We start from the raw sequence: 13954 nt of genomic DNA on the forward strand, positions 1-13954 counted from the left end.
CGTCCGCCCACGGTCGCCCGGCGATCGTCCCCGGAGCGGTGGTACCGCGAGCGGATTCAGGAGACGGGTGTCTCGAGGCTGAGCGTCGGAACCGTGCGCCGGTAGGACTCGTACGTCGACTCCGCCCACTCGCGTGCCGCCGGGTCGTCGGTGTCGATCACCGCCTGGACCGTCCCGCTGGCGGGATCGGTGCCGCTGATCGCGATTCGATCGTCGAAGATCCCGACCCCGTAGGACGGCAGGTCGTCGCGCAGGCGGACCGTGAGATTGCCGTTTTCCAGGGCCGCGGCGAACTGCTCGGGATCGGTCGATCGGATGTACGCGGCGACGGTGGGTGAGGTGATGATCTCCGCGGGCATCCCCGCGACGATTCGCTCACAGAGTTCGTCCCGGCACGGTTCGAGCAGGGCCACGTCGAACCCGACGACCCGGAACCGGTCCGTCTCCCGAAGCAGGGACGTAAAACGGTTCACCGGGCGGTACGGGTCGTCGGCCGCGGCGACCGTCACGACCGCGTCCGTGACCATCTCGATCGAGAACCCGTCCGCGTCGTCCGGGAGACACTCCCAGACGTCCCGAAGCGTCTGCTCGGTCTCGAATCGGTCGAGCAACTCCTGCATCCCCGCTGCGACGAAGGCACCCAGTTGCGTCGCCTCGTAGTGTCGCCCCGCTCTGGTGATCCAGCATCGCTCTTCGAACGCGCGGAGCGTGCGCCCGATCGTGGACCTCGAGACGCCGGTCATGGCCCGGAGGTCGGCCCGACTCTGGGGCCGCCTGGCCAGGGCGGCCAGCGCGGTCACCCGATGCTCCGAGCGCGCGAGGAACTCGACGTCGTCGATCGGCGAATTCGTGGCACTCGTTAGCATGGTTCTTACTACATAATCCAGCGGTATAGCTATTCGTTCACCGATCCTGGAACGATGTCGAGAAGCGAACGTCAGAACGGGGAGCAGAACCCGATCGGCCGCCCGATAGTCCGTAATTCACTCGATGCGATCGTCGAACGCCCTCGCGTCCGCGGCGAGGTCGATCCCGAGCACGAAATCCGGTTCGTCGGACACCTCGCTCCCCGCAGCGGACGCGTCGCTGACGACCGCGACCGTCTCGGGAATCAGCACGCGGGTCCGATCGGCCCCGAGGTCGGCGGCGTCGCGCGCGATCGCCGCGAACAGCGACCGGGTCGCGTCGACGTCCTCCCAGGCGGCGACGCCGTACTCGGCCCACGTCTCGGTGGCGTCGCCGTCGTCGCCGTCCGTCGATCGCTCGACCGACCGGGTCCGGTAGGCCGCACCCGCGAGTCCGTCCGCGCTCTCGACCGCGAAGACGGCCGTCTCGTCGGCGAAGCGATCGAAGTCGTCCCGCACGAGTTCTCGCACGGCCCACGTCTCCTCGGGGGCGAGGCCGAGTCCGTCGAGGTGGGTTCGCGCGTCGCTGTGGGTCCAGTATCGCCACGCGGCGGCGGGGTCGTTCGTCACCCGGTGCGTTTCGGGGGTGTCGATCGCCGCCCCGTCCGACGTCGGCTCGGGGTGTGCCCACCGGAACTCCGTCACCGGCCCGTAGCCGCCCGCGCGGGCGGCCCCGAGGCCGGCCGTGTTCCACGAGAACACCATGATCCGGCCGACGGTCGCGCCCCGGTCGCGGGCCCACGCGAAGCCGGCCTCGTTCAGCCGGGTGCTGACGCCCAGTCGCCGGTAGTCGGGGTGGACGCGCATCCCCTGGAACCACGCCTCGTCGGCCGAGACCATGACGCCCTGGACGAGTCCCACGACCGTCCCGTCGACCGCGGCGACGAACGTCTTCTTCGGCTCGTCGTTGTCCTCGAGCCACTCGTGGTAGATCCGCGGGATGTAGTCGCCGCCCCGATCGCTCCAGAGGTCGCCCGTGAACGCGAGGACGTCGTCGTAATCGTCGTGTCTCGCGCGGCGGATCTCGATTCGCCCGTCGCTCCCCGACCGCTCCCCGTCAGCGCTCACGGTCGATCACTCCCAGGGGACCGATCGGTCCTGCAGTTCGCCGGCCAGCGACGTCCGCATGGCTTCCTCGACGTCGTCGGCGTTCGCCAGCGCCCACATCAGCTTGCCCTTCGCGGTGCCGGGCAGCGTGTCGCCGGCCTCGATCACGCCCGCGTCGAGGAGATCCCGGCCGGTGTCGTAGACCCGATCGCAGACCCGTCCTTCGAGGCACTGACTCGTCATGACGACCGTCGTCCCGTTCTCGATCAGCTCCTCGATTCGCGGGACGAGATCGGTGTGGACGTGACCGAGTCCCGTTCCTTCGAGGACCAGTCCCTCGCTCCCCTCGACGACGTCGAAGAACGCGGGATCCATTCCGGGGGTGAACTTCAGGAGTTCCACGTCGCTCTCGAGGTCGGGTTCGATCGCGAGGTCGGCCGCGCCGCGTTCCCGATAGTCGCGGCGGAAGCTAACCACTTCGGTGTCGTAATCGACTTCGCCGAGCGGCTCCGCGCCGATCGTCTCGAACGCGTCCCGCCGGGAGGTGTGGTTCTTGCGAACCCGGGTGCCGCGGTGGAGCGCGCAGGCGTCGTCGCTCTCGGAGGCGTGCATACAGACCAGCACCTCCGCGCAGTCGCTCTTGGCGGCCTCGACGGCGCAGACGGCGTTCATCACGTTGTCCGAGGAGGGCCGATCGGCCGATCGCTGGCTCCCGGTGAAGACGATCGGGACCGGGGTGTCGAGCATGAACGAGAGCACCGACGCGGAGTACTGCATCGTGTCGGTCCCGTGCATGACGACGACGCCGTCGGCACCGGCCTCGATCTCCTCGTGGACCGCCTCGGCGAGGTCCTGCCAGATCGGCGGCTCCATGTTCTCCGAGAGGATGTTGGCGACGACGCGCCCGCGATAGTTCGCACGCCCCGCGAGATCCGGCACCGCACGGAGGACGTCCTCGGCGTCGAACTGCGCCGTCACGGCGCCGGTCCGGTAGTCGACGGTCGAGGCGATCGTCCCGCCGGTCGAGATGAGGGCGATCGTCGGCAGGTCGTCGTCGAACTCGACGGTCGACTCGCTCTCGTCGGCGCTCGTGCCATCGATCTCGTAGACGTCCTCCTCGAGGACGGTGACGTCGGCGTCGGCCCGATTGACGCCGACGTTGTAGCCGCCCTCGAGTTTCACCACGAGGTGGTCGTCCGTGCTGGAGGGGAGCACCACGCCGTCGTACGTGCGGTCCGCGCGATCGACGCGGACGCGGTCGCCTGGGTTCATGCGTGGCCGTTGCGCAGCAGTCGACTTGAAGGCACGCTTTCCCCCGCGGCGTCGGGTCACCCGAACAGTCCGACGAGGACCAGCCCGACGCCGGTCAGCAGGAGGACGGCGGCGATCAGCGCCGTCAGCAGTCGGATGGTCGACAGCGCGTCCTCCGCCAACTCGAGCCGCGGATAGAAGCGTCGAGCGGCGGACAGTAACCCCACCCCGAGCAGGATCGCGACGGCCCCGAACACGATCAACTCGGTACTCACTGCGTACCGGTACCACATCAGGTGTGAAAAAGACGTGCCCCGTGGCTCGCACAGTGGAACGCCGCTCTCCGGACGCGTAGCCCGTGTAGGTGGCCCTCGTGGTCAGCCCGTATAGGCGGCCCCCGCGGCGAGGAGAAACGCCGCCCCGATCGCGATCCCACAGAGCCCGATCGCCGCCCCGATCAGCCGCACCAGGTCGGTCATCAGCGTCGGATACTCGGGCTGGGGCTCGATGTTCGCGACCAGCACGAGGACGAACGCGCCGGTGCCGGCGATGAACGTCCCGACCGCAGCCGCCGTCAGCCAGCCCATGCTGGCCGTGTGCGGCCGAGTTTCCTATACCCTGTGGCCGATGGGAAAGGTCCTTGCCGCCGGCCCACGTCACCTCGATCATGAGCGATCGCTCGGACGAGGTGACCGCGTCCCGGGAGGGCGATGCCCGGTCGACCGACGACCTCCTCGAGGAGACGGAGGAGTTGCTCTCCGGTTCGGGTGCCGACGCGGGGCCGTCGTCGACGCCGGCGCGGGATCGATCGACGGGCCAGGATGCGCCCGTCGACGAGTCGACGGAATCCGGCTCGTGGTGGCGATCGAGCGACGCCGAACCGGACGCGGCCGCTGAGACGGACATCGACACCTCCCGCCTGTCCCGACTCGCGCCGTCTCACTCGCTCGGCGAGTACTTCTCCCCGAAAGCGTTCCTCGCGCTCGTGCTCGCGCTCGGCGCTGGACTGTTCGTCGGCGATACGATCCTCCCGATCGGCGGTCGGATCGCTGGCATGTTCGCCGTCGCCTTCGCGATCGGGCTCGTCGCGTCGAAACGGCGCTACCTCGAGACGACGGCCGCCGGGGTCTCCGTCGGTGCGCTGGCCGCGCTGGCAAACCACGCCGTTATCGCCGTCGCCGGGTCGAGCCGAGCGATCGTGGCCGTCGGCGCGACGGTCGGCCTGCTCTCGTGTGTCGGTGGCTACTACTTCGGCCGTGACCTTCGGGACGGACTGCGACGCGACATCGATTGATACGGTCTGTCGTGATTCTTCACCGCCGATCACCAGGGCGGGATCGACGATCGGCGGTACTTGACTACAGCAGTCCGTATCAGTCCTGTTCCGGTTCGGGGTGGGGGTTCGTCGCCAGCTCCCAGCCCCGTTCGGTTCGTCGAACGACGCCGTTGTCGGCCATCACCTCGAGCAACTCCGCGACGACCTCGCGGGGTGCGCCGACGTCCTCGCTGAGGGCGCCGACGGACTTGGGCTCCGATCGGATGCTCGCGAGCACGTCGGCGTAGATGCGGCTCTCGGGGCCGGCACCGATTTCCTCCGAAATCCGATCGAGGACCTCACAGAGCTGTCCCTGGACCCACCGCTGGGCCAGCGAGAGCTCGTTTTCCAGCTGTTCGAGGTCCTCGAGGGACGCGAGCAGGTCGTCGAGGTCGTCCGTCTCGTCCCACGAGACGTCCAGCGAGAGGTGCCGACAGGTCGTGATGTCGAAACTGCTGTTCGCAGGATAGGCGCTCTTGCTCGCGTAGCCGTAGGGCGAGACGTTCACCTCGAGCCTGACGTTCCGGGCGATGTGAAAGTACTTCCGGCGCTGGTCGTCGACCCGGCTCTCGATCAGTCCCGCCTCCTCGAGCTTCCGGAGGTGTTCGATGACCGCCTTGGGACTCACGCCGAGGTACTCCGAAATTTCGGTCACGTAACAGGGTTTTCGGGCGAGTAGCCGGAGGATTCGCCTCCGATTTTCGTTCCCGAGTAAATCGAGTAACGCGGCGGAGTCCATCGGGTGATCGTAAGCGGTCACCGCTGAAAAGCGTGTCTTCTCTCCGCAGGTCGTCGGGGCGCGACCGCAGGTCGGCTCGCGGTCGCGCCGGCAACTCGGTACAGGGGACCGCGTCAGTCGGCGTTCCCGTCGCCGTCGTTCTCCGGTTGATCGCGGTCGTCGTTCTCAGTTCCCGACTCGGCCTCCTCGCCGTCGTCCTGGTTCGAGCCGGGGGTATCGTCCGGCGGGCTACCGCCCGAGCCGTCCTTCCCGGTATCGCCCGTCTGGCCCGGTGGCTCACCGTTTCCCGGGTTCTCCTGGGAAGACTGGTCGTTCCCCGTCGGCGACCCGGCCCCACGATCGTCCGGCGGTCCCTGGCCGGGCACTCGATCGGTGCCGGGCATCCCGCGGGCCATCTCCGCGACCTCCGGGCCGACGAGGTCCGAGGCGTTCTGCTGGAGGGTCTCGAGGCGTTTCTCGTCGACGCCCGCTTCGGCGGCCCGGGGACTGGTTTGCTCGATCGATCGTTCGAGTCCGGCGATCTCGACCGTCAGTTTCGCCATCCGGGCCCGGTACTGTCCGTTCGAGAGGTCGTCGCGCTGGTCGCGGAGCGTCTGGCGTTCGTCCTCGAGGGCCGCGAGTTTGGCCTCGAGTGCGTCGGTTCGCTCCGCGACGACCGCGGCTTTTCGCTCGTCGTCGGCGGCCTCGTACCTGGCCTCGAACATCCCCTCGTCGACGGTGTTCTCGGCGTCCGCCGTACTCGCCTGCATGAACGTCGAGACCGTCGTGTTCGACGCCGTCTCGTCGGCGGTGTCGGTCTCGGTGATCGACCCCACGACGGCCCCGCTCCCGATGGGGGCGATCGTGAGGCCGACGACGGTTGCCAACACCAGGAGGGCAACTGCCCGTCTGGAACTCATTGCACCAGCGTACTGCCCAACGTCCTAAAAAGACGGACCTTCGTTCGCACCGTTCAATCGATCCTCTCGACGGCTGAGATTCGTTTGGAGTGTTTACAACGATTGCAGGTGCCGTCGATCGGGAGTTCCGGAACGGTCGATCGACAGCCCTCGATCGCCGGTTCAGGCATCCATTGATGCGCACGCCCGAACAGTTAGCTTACCCTGAACCTCTCGATAGTCGATTATTTGACGCGGTCAGATCGTCGCGTTCGGTGTCACGACGCGAGAGGCCGTGAGTCGGATCCGACTGGCGGTCGGGGCGAACGCGAGTGCGCTGATAGCACTCGGATTTAAACTTGTCTGCCAACAGTTATGTCGTTCCGCCCCGTGTCACTAGATGGCATGTTCGAGGTGTTTTCGCGGAGCTACTATCTCGGACGACTCTACGTGACGCCGACCGAGAGCGATCGCGCGCTCATGCAGCGCGACCAGCACGAGCAAATCAACGAAGAGGTGTACGCGAGCGGCGAGGGACTCGAACGGCTCGACGCACCGCTCGTGATGAAACTCGAGTCGAGTCACTTCCCGGTCCACGGCGACGACGCCGTCCCGGCGAACACGCTGGCGCTTCCCGAGTCGATGCTCGAGGGGACCGACGTCCGGAATCCCCCGTCGCTCCGGGAGGTGTTGCTCGCCCGCCGCGAGCGCGCCCAGCAGTTGCTCGAGTTCGCCGGCGGCTGGGAGGCGCCCCGTCCCGACCTCGACGACGACTTCCCCGGTGCCGGAACCTAGAAGTACTCCCGCTTCGCGTATGTCGCCAGATGCTCGACGAGTTGCTCGGCCGCGCCTCGCTGAAAGAGCGCATCGACGACTTAGAGGAGGAAAACGAGCGGTTGCGAAAGCGGTACGAGGCCGAATCCGATCGCCGGGCCGACGCCGCGACGGACAGACAGGAGGCCGAGGCGGAGGTGAACCGGCTCGAAGACCGCATCGCGCAACTCGAAGGCGAACTCGATCGGGTCGAGGCCGCCGACTCCGGCCCGACGGTCCGTCGTCGCGAACACCTGCGCGGGCCGCGCCTCGCCGAGGTTCTCGATCGGCTGGCGTCGGTCCGAACCGGTCCCGAGGGGGCGCTCACCGCCGCCATCGGGGAGGCAGGACCGAACACCGTGCGAGACGATCTCGAGGACGTCCTCGGCGATCGAGTCGCGCTCGTCGACGACGCCGCGCCCTGTCTCTGCTGCGTCGACGACGCGGGCCTCGTGTCGGCGACGCTCGACCCCCCGGTTCAGCCCGATCGCGATCCGACCTGGGACGACCGATTCGCGCTCGAGCGCGAGTGGTTCCTGCCGACCGGCCGGTACGCGTTCGCGCTCGTCCGGGCCGACCTGTTCGCCGCCGGCGTCTACCGGGGCGACGATCGCGTCGACTACCGCGGCTTCGAGAGCGACGTCAAGGGAAGCCACTCGAAAGGCGGCTTCTCGCAGGCCCGGTTCGAGCGCATCCGCGACGAGCAGATCGACGCCCACCTCGATCGGTGCCGGGAGGCGCTGACCGCGACGGTTGAGGACGCCGGCACGGACCGGCTCTACCTCGTGGGCCAGCGCGGCGTCGTCGAGACGCTCGCCGCGGAGGCCGCCCTCGACCCCGACGCGACGGCGGCCGTCGACGCGACGGGCGACCCCGAATCGGCGCTTTCTGACGCCCACCGATCGTTCTGGACGACGGAGTTGCGGGTGCTCTGATCGCGGGCCGGTCGTCGACCTTGCGGCCGAATCGCGCGATCGGCCGCGGGTCTTCAGGATTAAATACTCCCTCGACTACCATCCGGTATGCGCGTCGCAATTCTCGCACACGAGAAGTTCCCCGATCGGGCCAAGACGGCCCTCGGGGTGCTCAGATACGCCGACTACGATGCCGCCGCGGTCCTCGATCGAGAGTCCGCCGGCGATCGCGTCTCCGACTACGTCCCGGACGTCCAGGACGCCCCGATCGTCGAGGGGATGGCCGACCTCGAGGCGGACGACCTCGACGCTCTGCTGATCGGCATCGCGCCGATCGGCGGCGACTTCGACGAGAGCTGGCGCGAGGACGTCCGCACGGCGCTGGAGTACGGCTGTGACGTCATCTCCGGGCTCCACTACTTCCTCGAAGACGACGAGGAGTTCGCCGCCCTCGCCGCCGAGAACGATTGCGACCTGTGGGATGTCCGCAAGCCGTCCGACGACCTGACCGTCGCGGACGGCGTCGCCGGCGACGTCGACGCCGAAGTGATCCTCACCGTCGGCACCGACTGCTCGGTCGGCAAGATGACCGTCTCGATGGAACTCGCCCGCGACGCCCGCGAGGCGGGCTACGACGCCGCCGTGATCCCCACGGGCCAGACCGGGATCATGATCGAGGGCTGGGGGAACCCGATCGATCGGGTCGTCTCGGACTTCACCGCGGGCGCGGTCGAGGAGATGATCGTCGAGAAAGGCGACGAGTACGACTACCTCTTCGTCGAGGGACAGGGAAGCATCGTCCACCCCGCCTACTCGGCGGTCACCTGCGGCATCCTCCACGGCGCGATGCCCGACAAGCTGGTGCTCTGTCACGTCGCCGGGCGCGAGGCTATCCACGGCTACGAGTCCTTCCCGCTGCCGCCGATCGAGAGCTACGTCGACCTCTACGAGGATCTCTCGGCACCGGTCAGCGAGGCTCCGGTCGTCGCCGGCGCAATAAACACCGCCCATCTCGAGGACGAGGGGGCCCGGCAGGCGGTCGACGAGTACGCCGACGACCTCGGCGCGCCCGCGACGGACGTCATCCGGTACGACACCGACGACCTGCTGGAGGCCCTGCTCGAATGACGCTCGCCACCGACTTCGAGCGCCGCTCGCTGCCGCTCGAGTACCCGTTCACGATTGCCCGCGGGACGCAAACGGAGTCGGCGGTCGTGACCGTCCGCGTCGAAGCCGACGACGGAACGATCGGCGTCGGCGGCGCCGCGCCGTCGTCCCACTACGGCGAGACCGTCGACACCGTGACGGCCGTCCTCCCCGACCTGCTCGCGGTCGTCGAGGACGTCGGCGATCCGCACCAGCTCGAGCGGATCGAACGGCGGATGCGCGAGACCGTCCGGCGGAACCCCGCGGCCCGCTGTGCGGTCAGCATCGCGCTCCACGACTTCGTCGCGAAACGGCTCGACCTCCCGCTGTACCGGTACTGGGGGCTCGATCCGTCCGAGAGCCTCGAGACGTCGTACACGATCGGCCTCGACGACACCGAGACCATGCGCGAAAAGACCGAGACGGCCCTCGACCGCGGATTCTCCACGCTGAAGGTCAAACTCGGCACCGATCGCGACGTCGAAATCGTCGAGACGATCCGATCGGTCGCCCCCGACGTCAGCCTGTTCGTCGACGCTAACGAGGCCTGGACGCCCCGCGAGGCCGTCCGGAAGATCGATCGCCTCGCCGCGTACGACCTCGCGTTCGTCGAACAGCCCGTCCCCGCCGAGGATCCGGCGGGACTGCGCTACGTCTACGAGCGGGCGGCGCTCCCGATCGCCGCCGACGAGTCCTGCGAAACGCTGTCCGACATCCCGCAGATCGCGGACCGGTGTGACATCGCGAACCTCAAACTCATGAAGTGTGGCGGCCTGCGGGAGGCCAAACGGATGATCCACGCCGCACGCGCCCACGGCCTCGAGGTGATGTGCGGCTGTATGACCGAATCCAACGCGTCGATCGCGGCGGCCTGCCACCTCGCGCCGCTGCTCGACTACGCCGACCTCGACGGGTCGCTCCTGCTGGCCGAGGACCCCTACGACGGCGTCCCGATGTCCGGCGGGGAGATCGACCTCGCGGGGCTCGATCGGGCGGGAACCGGCGCCGTCACGGAGTAGCCGACCGGCGGCGTCGACGACCGATCGCGGTTTCCGCTCGGCGTCTGCGGTCGCTTGCCGTACGGCGTCTGCGATCGCGATGTTGTAAATAGTAGTGACCGATCCTCTAGAACTGATCCCAACTGTCGTTTACGGTCGTGGCGTCCGTGGGGAATCACGTCATGCAAGACGGGCACGAGGACGGACGCGATTCCTCGCGGCTGTCCCGGCGGATGGTTCTGCAGGCGACGAGCGGTGCGGTCGCGCTGTCGGCCGTCGGATCCGCGCGGGCCAGCGAGGGCGAGGGCGAAGCGCGCGGAGCGCGGATCGATCGGCGCTGTCCCGAGGCGACGATCGAGCCGAGTCACGGTCACTGTGCGGGGGCCAGCCTGGAGGGCTGTGCCGACGACCACCCGGTGACGATCGACCTCCAGGAGGCCGTCGCGGAGACGCTCTCGGGCCGGTACCCGGACGTCGGGTCGTTGCTCGACGACGACTACAAGCCGTACTTCGACACCCTGGCTGGAGACGGCGGCTACTCCCACTGGCTCAGCCCCGAACACATCGGCGACGGGACGCTTCTGGACCCGGATCGGCCGGAATCCGTACTCGTCGATAACGAGTCCTGGCGACCGATCGGCGTCATGTTCGTCGCGACCGTCGACGGCGACCCGGTCTCGCCGCCGCCCGTGGTCTACGACGCGACCGCCGACGTCACCTACGAGGACGGGGTTTCCCCCGCCGTTCCCGAGTCGGAGACCGGCGACGACGGCGAGTCTCCGGATCGCTGCTCCCCGTGGCACTACCACGCGGGACTCCCCTCGCGGTTCGCGTGGTGGTACTACCGGAAGGTGTACGAAGGGGACTACGAGGACGGCGCGGTGCAACTCCCCTGTCGCACGCCCTGTCTGCTCCACGTCTGGACAGTCGACCATCCCGAGAGCGTCTACGCCCACGACGCGCCACCGCCGGAGTACCGCGATCGAGACCCCGCGGACGAGGCCAGTTTCGAGACGGACGCGGACCCCGGCGAGGACGTGCTCGGCTGGGACGTGCTTCCGGACGAGGCGACTCCCGATCTGCTTCCGGGCGAGTTCTCCGTTCTCGGGCCCTGAACACACTCCTGTGGACTTACTCGGCGGCCGCGTCGAGCCAGCCCCACGCCGCCAGCGCGGCCACGACCCGGTCGACCGCTTCCGTCACGGTGCAGTCGTCGGTGTCGATCACGACGTCGGCGTCCGGGTCGTCGAACTCCCGGTAGACCACGTGGACGCCCTGCTCGTCGATCGAGTCCGGCCGCGATCGATTGCGTTCGAGGCAGGTCCCGAGGCTCGCCGTGACGTGGACGAACCGGACGTCCTCGAGGGTGCGAAACTGCGTCTGCCACTCGCGCCGGTAGAACGTGCCATCGACGAGGTGGACGGCGTTCTCGGGTCCCTCGGAGACCCGTTCGTAGAGTCGTTCGTACGTGCGACTGGAGAACTCGTCGGAGTGGTGGCTCTCGACGCGTACGCCCTGGCGGGCGAGACGGTCTCGAACCCGGTTCGTGATCGTCGTTTTGCCGGCACCGGGCGGACCGCAAACGACGAGTATCACGGTCGCTCACTCGTCGTCGAACGGTGTAATCCCTTCCGTTTCGACCTCCCTCGCCGATCGCTACTGCTCCCAGTCGATCTCCTCGCCGCGGCCCGACTCGCGGAGGATGAACGGCCCGATCGCCAGCGTTCGCTGGGCCATCGTCGCGATCCGCAGGATGAAGGCGATCAACAGGAGAAACGGGGTGACGGCGATCGTCGCCGCCAGCGCGACGATCCAGACGAGGAGATCCACGCCCAGGAACACCCCTATCACGGCGTTCGAATCGAAAAAGAGCAGCATCGACATCGTCACGATCAGGGAGGGCACGGCGACGTACATCATCGCCCGCGAGAGATTGATCAGTTCCCACTGGAAGTACAGCGTCTTGAAGTGCTCGCGGGCGAGGCCGAACAGCTTCAGCGACTCGAGCAGGTCGTCGTAGGCCTCGCGAGCCTCGTCGGTGAACGAGTCGGCGTGGGTGTTCCGGATCCGCCGGGTCCGGAAGATCTTCCAGGAGTAGTTGTAGTCGAGCGCGGCCTTGACGACCTCGTAGGTGCCGAACTGGGCGTCGTCCAGGTCGGCGCGGACCGACTCGGCGTGCGTCGTGAGGTTGTCGACGAAGTCGTCGACCCGTTCCTGAAGGTCCGCATCCTGGCTATCGGAGACGGCCTCCCGGAAGTCGAGCGCCCGCTCCTCGGAGGCGGCGACGATCGCCTGCACGAACGAGGCCGGTTCCGGCGGACTGATCGGCGCGTCGATCGATCCGCCGACGTTCTCGCGAAACTCGAGTGCCCCCTCGAGCCGCGTTCGCTGGTCTTCGACCGCACCGATCTCCTGGGAGAGCACCAGCGAGTTGATCGTGACCACGAGCGTGACCCCGGTGATCAGCGCCGTCGTCAGCGCCTGGAAGAGCGTCCCGATCGGATCCGACGTCCCGACGAGCGCCCTGAGCGAGACGGGACTGAGTCGGGCGACGACGAGCAGTCCGACGAAGACGAACGCCATGAGGCCGACCGTGACGACCCACCGGTTCGCGTTCAACAGGAGCTGGTGTTTCCACGTCGAGGCCGCGCTACGTTCGGCCATCGTATCGCTGGGCTGGGACCCGTCGCCGCTCATCGGTCGGCCCGGACGATACCACATCGCCCGGGAAATAGCTACGGCAGGAGTCCGCGCCACTGAACGCGGTGGTGTCGACGGCTCATACGGTCCGTTGTACCGAGTTACCGGTGCAACCGCAGGCCGGGCGCGGTTGCACCGGCACTGACGTACGACGGTCCGTATCACCCCAGGTCCTCGTCACGCTCGGACTCCCGAAGGATGAACGGGCCCATCGCGAGCGTTCGCTTGGCGACCGACGCGATCCGGAGGATGTAGACGATGAAGACGACGAACGGGGCGATACCGACGACGAAGCCCGCGCTCGTCACCCAGACGAGGTTGTCGACGCCCAGCGTCGTCCCGGGGAGCGCACTCCCGTCGATGTACATCAAGAACAGCGCGATCGCCGTCAGCGCGGGCACCGAGATGTAGAGCAGGGCCCGCGAGAGGTTGATCAGCTCCCACTGGAAGTACAGCGTCTTGAAGTGCTCGCGGGCCGGCCCGAAGAACTTGAGAAGTGTGATCATCTCGCTGATCTCCTCGACAGCGTCGTCAGACAGTTCGTCGTCGTGCTCGGCGCGGATCTTGCGGGCGTCGTAAATCTTCCGGGAGTAGTTGAAGTTGAGCGCGTTCCAGATCACGTCGAACGTCCCGAACTGGGCGCTCTCGAGGTCGTCCTTGACTACCTGCGCGTTCTCGACGGCGTCGTCGACGTAGTCGGCGATTTTTCCCTGCAGTTCCTCGCCGTGGTCGCCCGCCACCGCTCGCTCGAGGTCGGTCGCTTCTTCCTCGACGCCGTCGACGAGTTCGTAGAGGAACGCCGCGGGTTCGGGCGGCGTCACGTCCTCCTCGAGTTCGTCCTCGATGTCTCGGCGGAAGCCCATGGCTTCCTGCATGCGCTCGCGCTGCTCGCCGACCGCGCCGAGTTCCTGGGAGAGCACCAGCTGGTTGATCGTGACGACGATCGAGGTTCCGGTGATGATCGCCCCGATGAACGCCGAGAAGATCCAGAAGGTCCCGTTGTGCCGCTGGACGATCACGCGGAGGGGTGTGAGTCCGAGGAAGCTGGCCCCCACCAGGACGGCGAACACGGTCGCCAGTACCGCCGCCGTGAAGAGCCAGCGGTTCAACCGGAGCAACACCCACAGTCGCAGGCCGCCGACGCCGGCCCGCTGACTCAACACGTTGCTCGAGTCCGAGTTACTCATTGACCGTGACGAACGAACGACGACGGCGGGTAAAATACTACAGCGGGAGTGAGCAAATCCG

General features: G+C 67.7%; 16 protein-coding genes. 6 read left to right on the forward strand and 10 right to left on the reverse strand.

Annotated features, from left to right (window positions below):
• Positions 1 to 56 precede the first annotated feature (56 nt).
• The 5 genes from MUN73_RS18570 to MUN73_RS18590 all read right to left on the reverse strand — a co-directional run bounded on the left by MUN73_RS18570 (position 57) and on the right by MUN73_RS18590 (position 3790).
• Positions 57 to 866, reverse strand: a complete 810-nt coding sequence (locus MUN73_RS18570) for a helix-turn-helix transcriptional regulator (protein WP_250142003.1) — start codon at positions 864 to 866, stop codon at positions 57 to 59.
• Between the two features lie 117 nt (positions 867 to 983).
• Positions 984 to 1973 carry a GNAT family N-acetyltransferase gene (locus tag MUN73_RS18575; RefSeq protein ID WP_250142004.1) on the reverse strand — a complete coding sequence of 330 codons (990 nt, stop codon included), beginning with the start codon at positions 1971 to 1973 and terminating at the stop codon, positions 984 to 986.
• 6 nt (positions 1974 to 1979) lie between these two features.
• The gene (gene gatD / locus MUN73_RS18580; RefSeq protein ID WP_250142005.1) at positions 1980 to 3224 is read right to left on the reverse strand and encodes a Glu-tRNA(Gln) amidotransferase subunit GatD; all 1245 of its coding nucleotides are present in this window, start codon (positions 3222 to 3224) and stop codon (positions 1980 to 1982) included.
• A gap of 56 nt (positions 3225 to 3280) precedes the next feature.
• A complete protein-coding gene (locus MUN73_RS18585) occupies positions 3281 to 3496 on the reverse strand; it encodes a hypothetical protein (protein WP_265339307.1) in 216 nt (71 codons plus the stop codon).
• 84 nt (positions 3497 to 3580) lie between these two features.
• Positions 3581 to 3790 (reverse strand): hypothetical protein, encoded by a 210-nt coding sequence (locus tag MUN73_RS18590; RefSeq protein WP_250142007.1) that lies wholly within the window; start codon positions 3788 to 3790, stop codon positions 3581 to 3583.
• Positions 3791 to 3870: 80 nt separating this feature from the next.
• On the opposite strand from MUN73_RS18590, the gene MUN73_RS18595 reads away from it, so the two are divergent.
• Positions 3871 to 4497 (forward strand): DUF456 domain-containing protein, encoded by a 627-nt coding sequence (locus MUN73_RS18595; RefSeq protein WP_250142008.1) that lies wholly within the window; start codon positions 3871 to 3873, stop codon positions 4495 to 4497.
• Positions 4498 to 4576: 79 nt separating this feature from the next.
• On the opposite strand, the gene MUN73_RS18600 is transcribed toward MUN73_RS18595, so the two are convergent.
• The gene (locus MUN73_RS18600) at positions 4577 to 5257 is read right to left on the reverse strand and encodes an ArsR/SmtB family transcription factor (RefSeq protein ID WP_250142009.1); all 681 of its coding nucleotides are present in this window, start codon (positions 5255 to 5257) and stop codon (positions 4577 to 4579) included.
• Positions 5258 to 5370: 113 nt separating this feature from the next.
• The gene (locus tag MUN73_RS18605) at positions 5371 to 6156 is read right to left on the reverse strand and encodes a hypothetical protein (protein ID WP_250142010.1); all 786 of its coding nucleotides are present in this window, start codon (positions 6154 to 6156) and stop codon (positions 5371 to 5373) included.
• A 384-nt stretch (positions 6157 to 6540) separates the two neighbouring features.
• Here MUN73_RS18605 and MUN73_RS18610 point away from each other — a divergent pair, with 384 nt between their 5' ends.
• The 5 genes from MUN73_RS18610 (at position 6541) to MUN73_RS18630 (ending at position 11121) form a co-directional block, all read left to right on the forward strand.
• Positions 6541 to 6930 (forward strand): DUF5802 family protein, encoded by a 390-nt coding sequence (locus MUN73_RS18610; protein WP_250142011.1) that lies wholly within the window; start codon positions 6541 to 6543, stop codon positions 6928 to 6930.
• A 29-nt stretch (positions 6931 to 6959) separates the two neighbouring features.
• Complete coding sequence (locus MUN73_RS18615) at positions 6960 to 7883, forward strand: Vms1/Ankzf1 family peptidyl-tRNA hydrolase (RefSeq protein WP_250142012.1); 924 nt, start codon at positions 6960 to 6962, stop codon at positions 7881 to 7883.
• An 87-nt stretch (positions 7884 to 7970) separates the two neighbouring features.
• Complete coding sequence (locus MUN73_RS18620; protein WP_250142013.1) at positions 7971 to 8990, forward strand: N-acetyltransferase DgcN family protein; 1020 nt, start codon at positions 7971 to 7973, stop codon at positions 8988 to 8990.
• A complete protein-coding gene (locus tag MUN73_RS18625; protein ID WP_250142014.1) occupies positions 8987 to 10027 on the forward strand; it encodes a dipeptide epimerase in 1041 nt (346 codons plus the stop codon). The genes MUN73_RS18620 and MUN73_RS18625 overlap by 4 nt, the downstream gene beginning before the upstream one ends.
• 161 nt (positions 10028 to 10188) lie before the next feature.
• Positions 10189 to 11121, forward strand: coding sequence for a hypothetical protein (locus MUN73_RS18630; protein WP_250142015.1), 933 nt, complete (start codon positions 10189 to 10191; stop codon positions 11119 to 11121).
• A gap of 16 nt (positions 11122 to 11137) precedes the next feature.
• On the opposite strand, the gene MUN73_RS18635 is transcribed toward MUN73_RS18630, so the two are convergent.
• The 3 genes from MUN73_RS18635 to MUN73_RS18645 form a co-directional block, all read right to left on the reverse strand.
• Complete coding sequence (locus tag MUN73_RS18635; RefSeq protein ID WP_250142016.1) at positions 11138 to 11602, reverse strand: ATP-binding protein; 465 nt, start codon at positions 11600 to 11602, stop codon at positions 11138 to 11140.
• 60 nt (positions 11603 to 11662) lie between these two features.
• Complete coding sequence (locus tag MUN73_RS18640; RefSeq protein WP_250142017.1) at positions 11663 to 12703, reverse strand: DUF7972 family membrane protein; 1041 nt, start codon at positions 12701 to 12703, stop codon at positions 11663 to 11665.
• A gap of 164 nt (positions 12704 to 12867) precedes the next feature.
• Positions 12868 to 13893, reverse strand: coding sequence for a DUF7972 family membrane protein (locus tag MUN73_RS18645; protein ID WP_250142018.1), 1026 nt, complete (start codon positions 13891 to 13893; stop codon positions 12868 to 12870).
• Positions 13894 to 13954 lie beyond the last annotated feature (61 nt).

The sequence above is a fragment of the Halosolutus amylolyticus genome, from assembly GCF_023566055.1.
Classification (GTDB): Archaea; Halobacteriota; Halobacteria; order Halobacteriales; family Natrialbaceae; genus Halosolutus; species Halosolutus amylolyticus.

Coding starts and splice junctions, on each gene's coding strand:
- MUN73_RS18625 (WP_250142014.1), top strand. CDS start 8,987: ATGACGCTCGCCACCGACTTCGAGCGCCGCTCGCTGCCGCTCGAGTAC.
- MUN73_RS18585 (WP_265339307.1), bottom strand. CDS start 3,496: ATGTGGTACCGGTACGCAGTGAGTACCGAGTTGATCGTGTTCGGGGCC.
- MUN73_RS18630 (WP_250142015.1), top strand. CDS start 10,189: ATGCAAGACGGGCACGAGGACGGACGCGATTCCTCGCGGCTGTCCCGG.
- MUN73_RS18595 (WP_250142008.1), top strand. CDS start 3,871: ATGAGCGATCGCTCGGACGAGGTGACCGCGTCCCGGGAGGGCGATGCC.
- MUN73_RS18590 (WP_250142007.1), bottom strand. CDS start 3,790: ATGGGCTGGCTGACGGCGGCTGCGGTCGGGACGTTCATCGCCGGCACC.
- MUN73_RS18610 (WP_250142011.1), top strand. CDS start 6,541: ATGTTCGAGGTGTTTTCGCGGAGCTACTATCTCGGACGACTCTACGTG.
- MUN73_RS18620 (WP_250142013.1), top strand. CDS start 7,971: ATGCGCGTCGCAATTCTCGCACACGAGAAGTTCCCCGATCGGGCCAAG.
- gatD (WP_250142005.1), bottom strand. CDS start 3,224: ATGAACCCAGGCGACCGCGTCCGCGTCGATCGCGCGGACCGCACGTAC.
- MUN73_RS18645 (WP_250142018.1), bottom strand. CDS start 13,893: ATGAGTAACTCGGACTCGAGCAACGTGTTGAGTCAGCGGGCCGGCGTC.
- MUN73_RS18605 (WP_250142010.1), bottom strand. CDS start 6,156: ATGAGTTCCAGACGGGCAGTTGCCCTCCTGGTGTTGGCAACCGTCGTC.
- MUN73_RS18615 (WP_250142012.1), top strand. CDS start 6,960: ATGCTCGACGAGTTGCTCGGCCGCGCCTCGCTGAAAGAGCGCATCGAC.
- MUN73_RS18600 (WP_250142009.1), bottom strand. CDS start 5,257: ATGGACTCCGCCGCGTTACTCGATTTACTCGGGAACGAAAATCGGAGG.
- MUN73_RS18570 (WP_250142003.1), bottom strand. CDS start 866: ATGCTAACGAGTGCCACGAATTCGCCGATCGACGACGTCGAGTTCCTC.
- MUN73_RS18640 (WP_250142017.1), bottom strand. CDS start 12,703: ATGAGCGGCGACGGGTCCCAGCCCAGCGATACGATGGCCGAACGTAGC.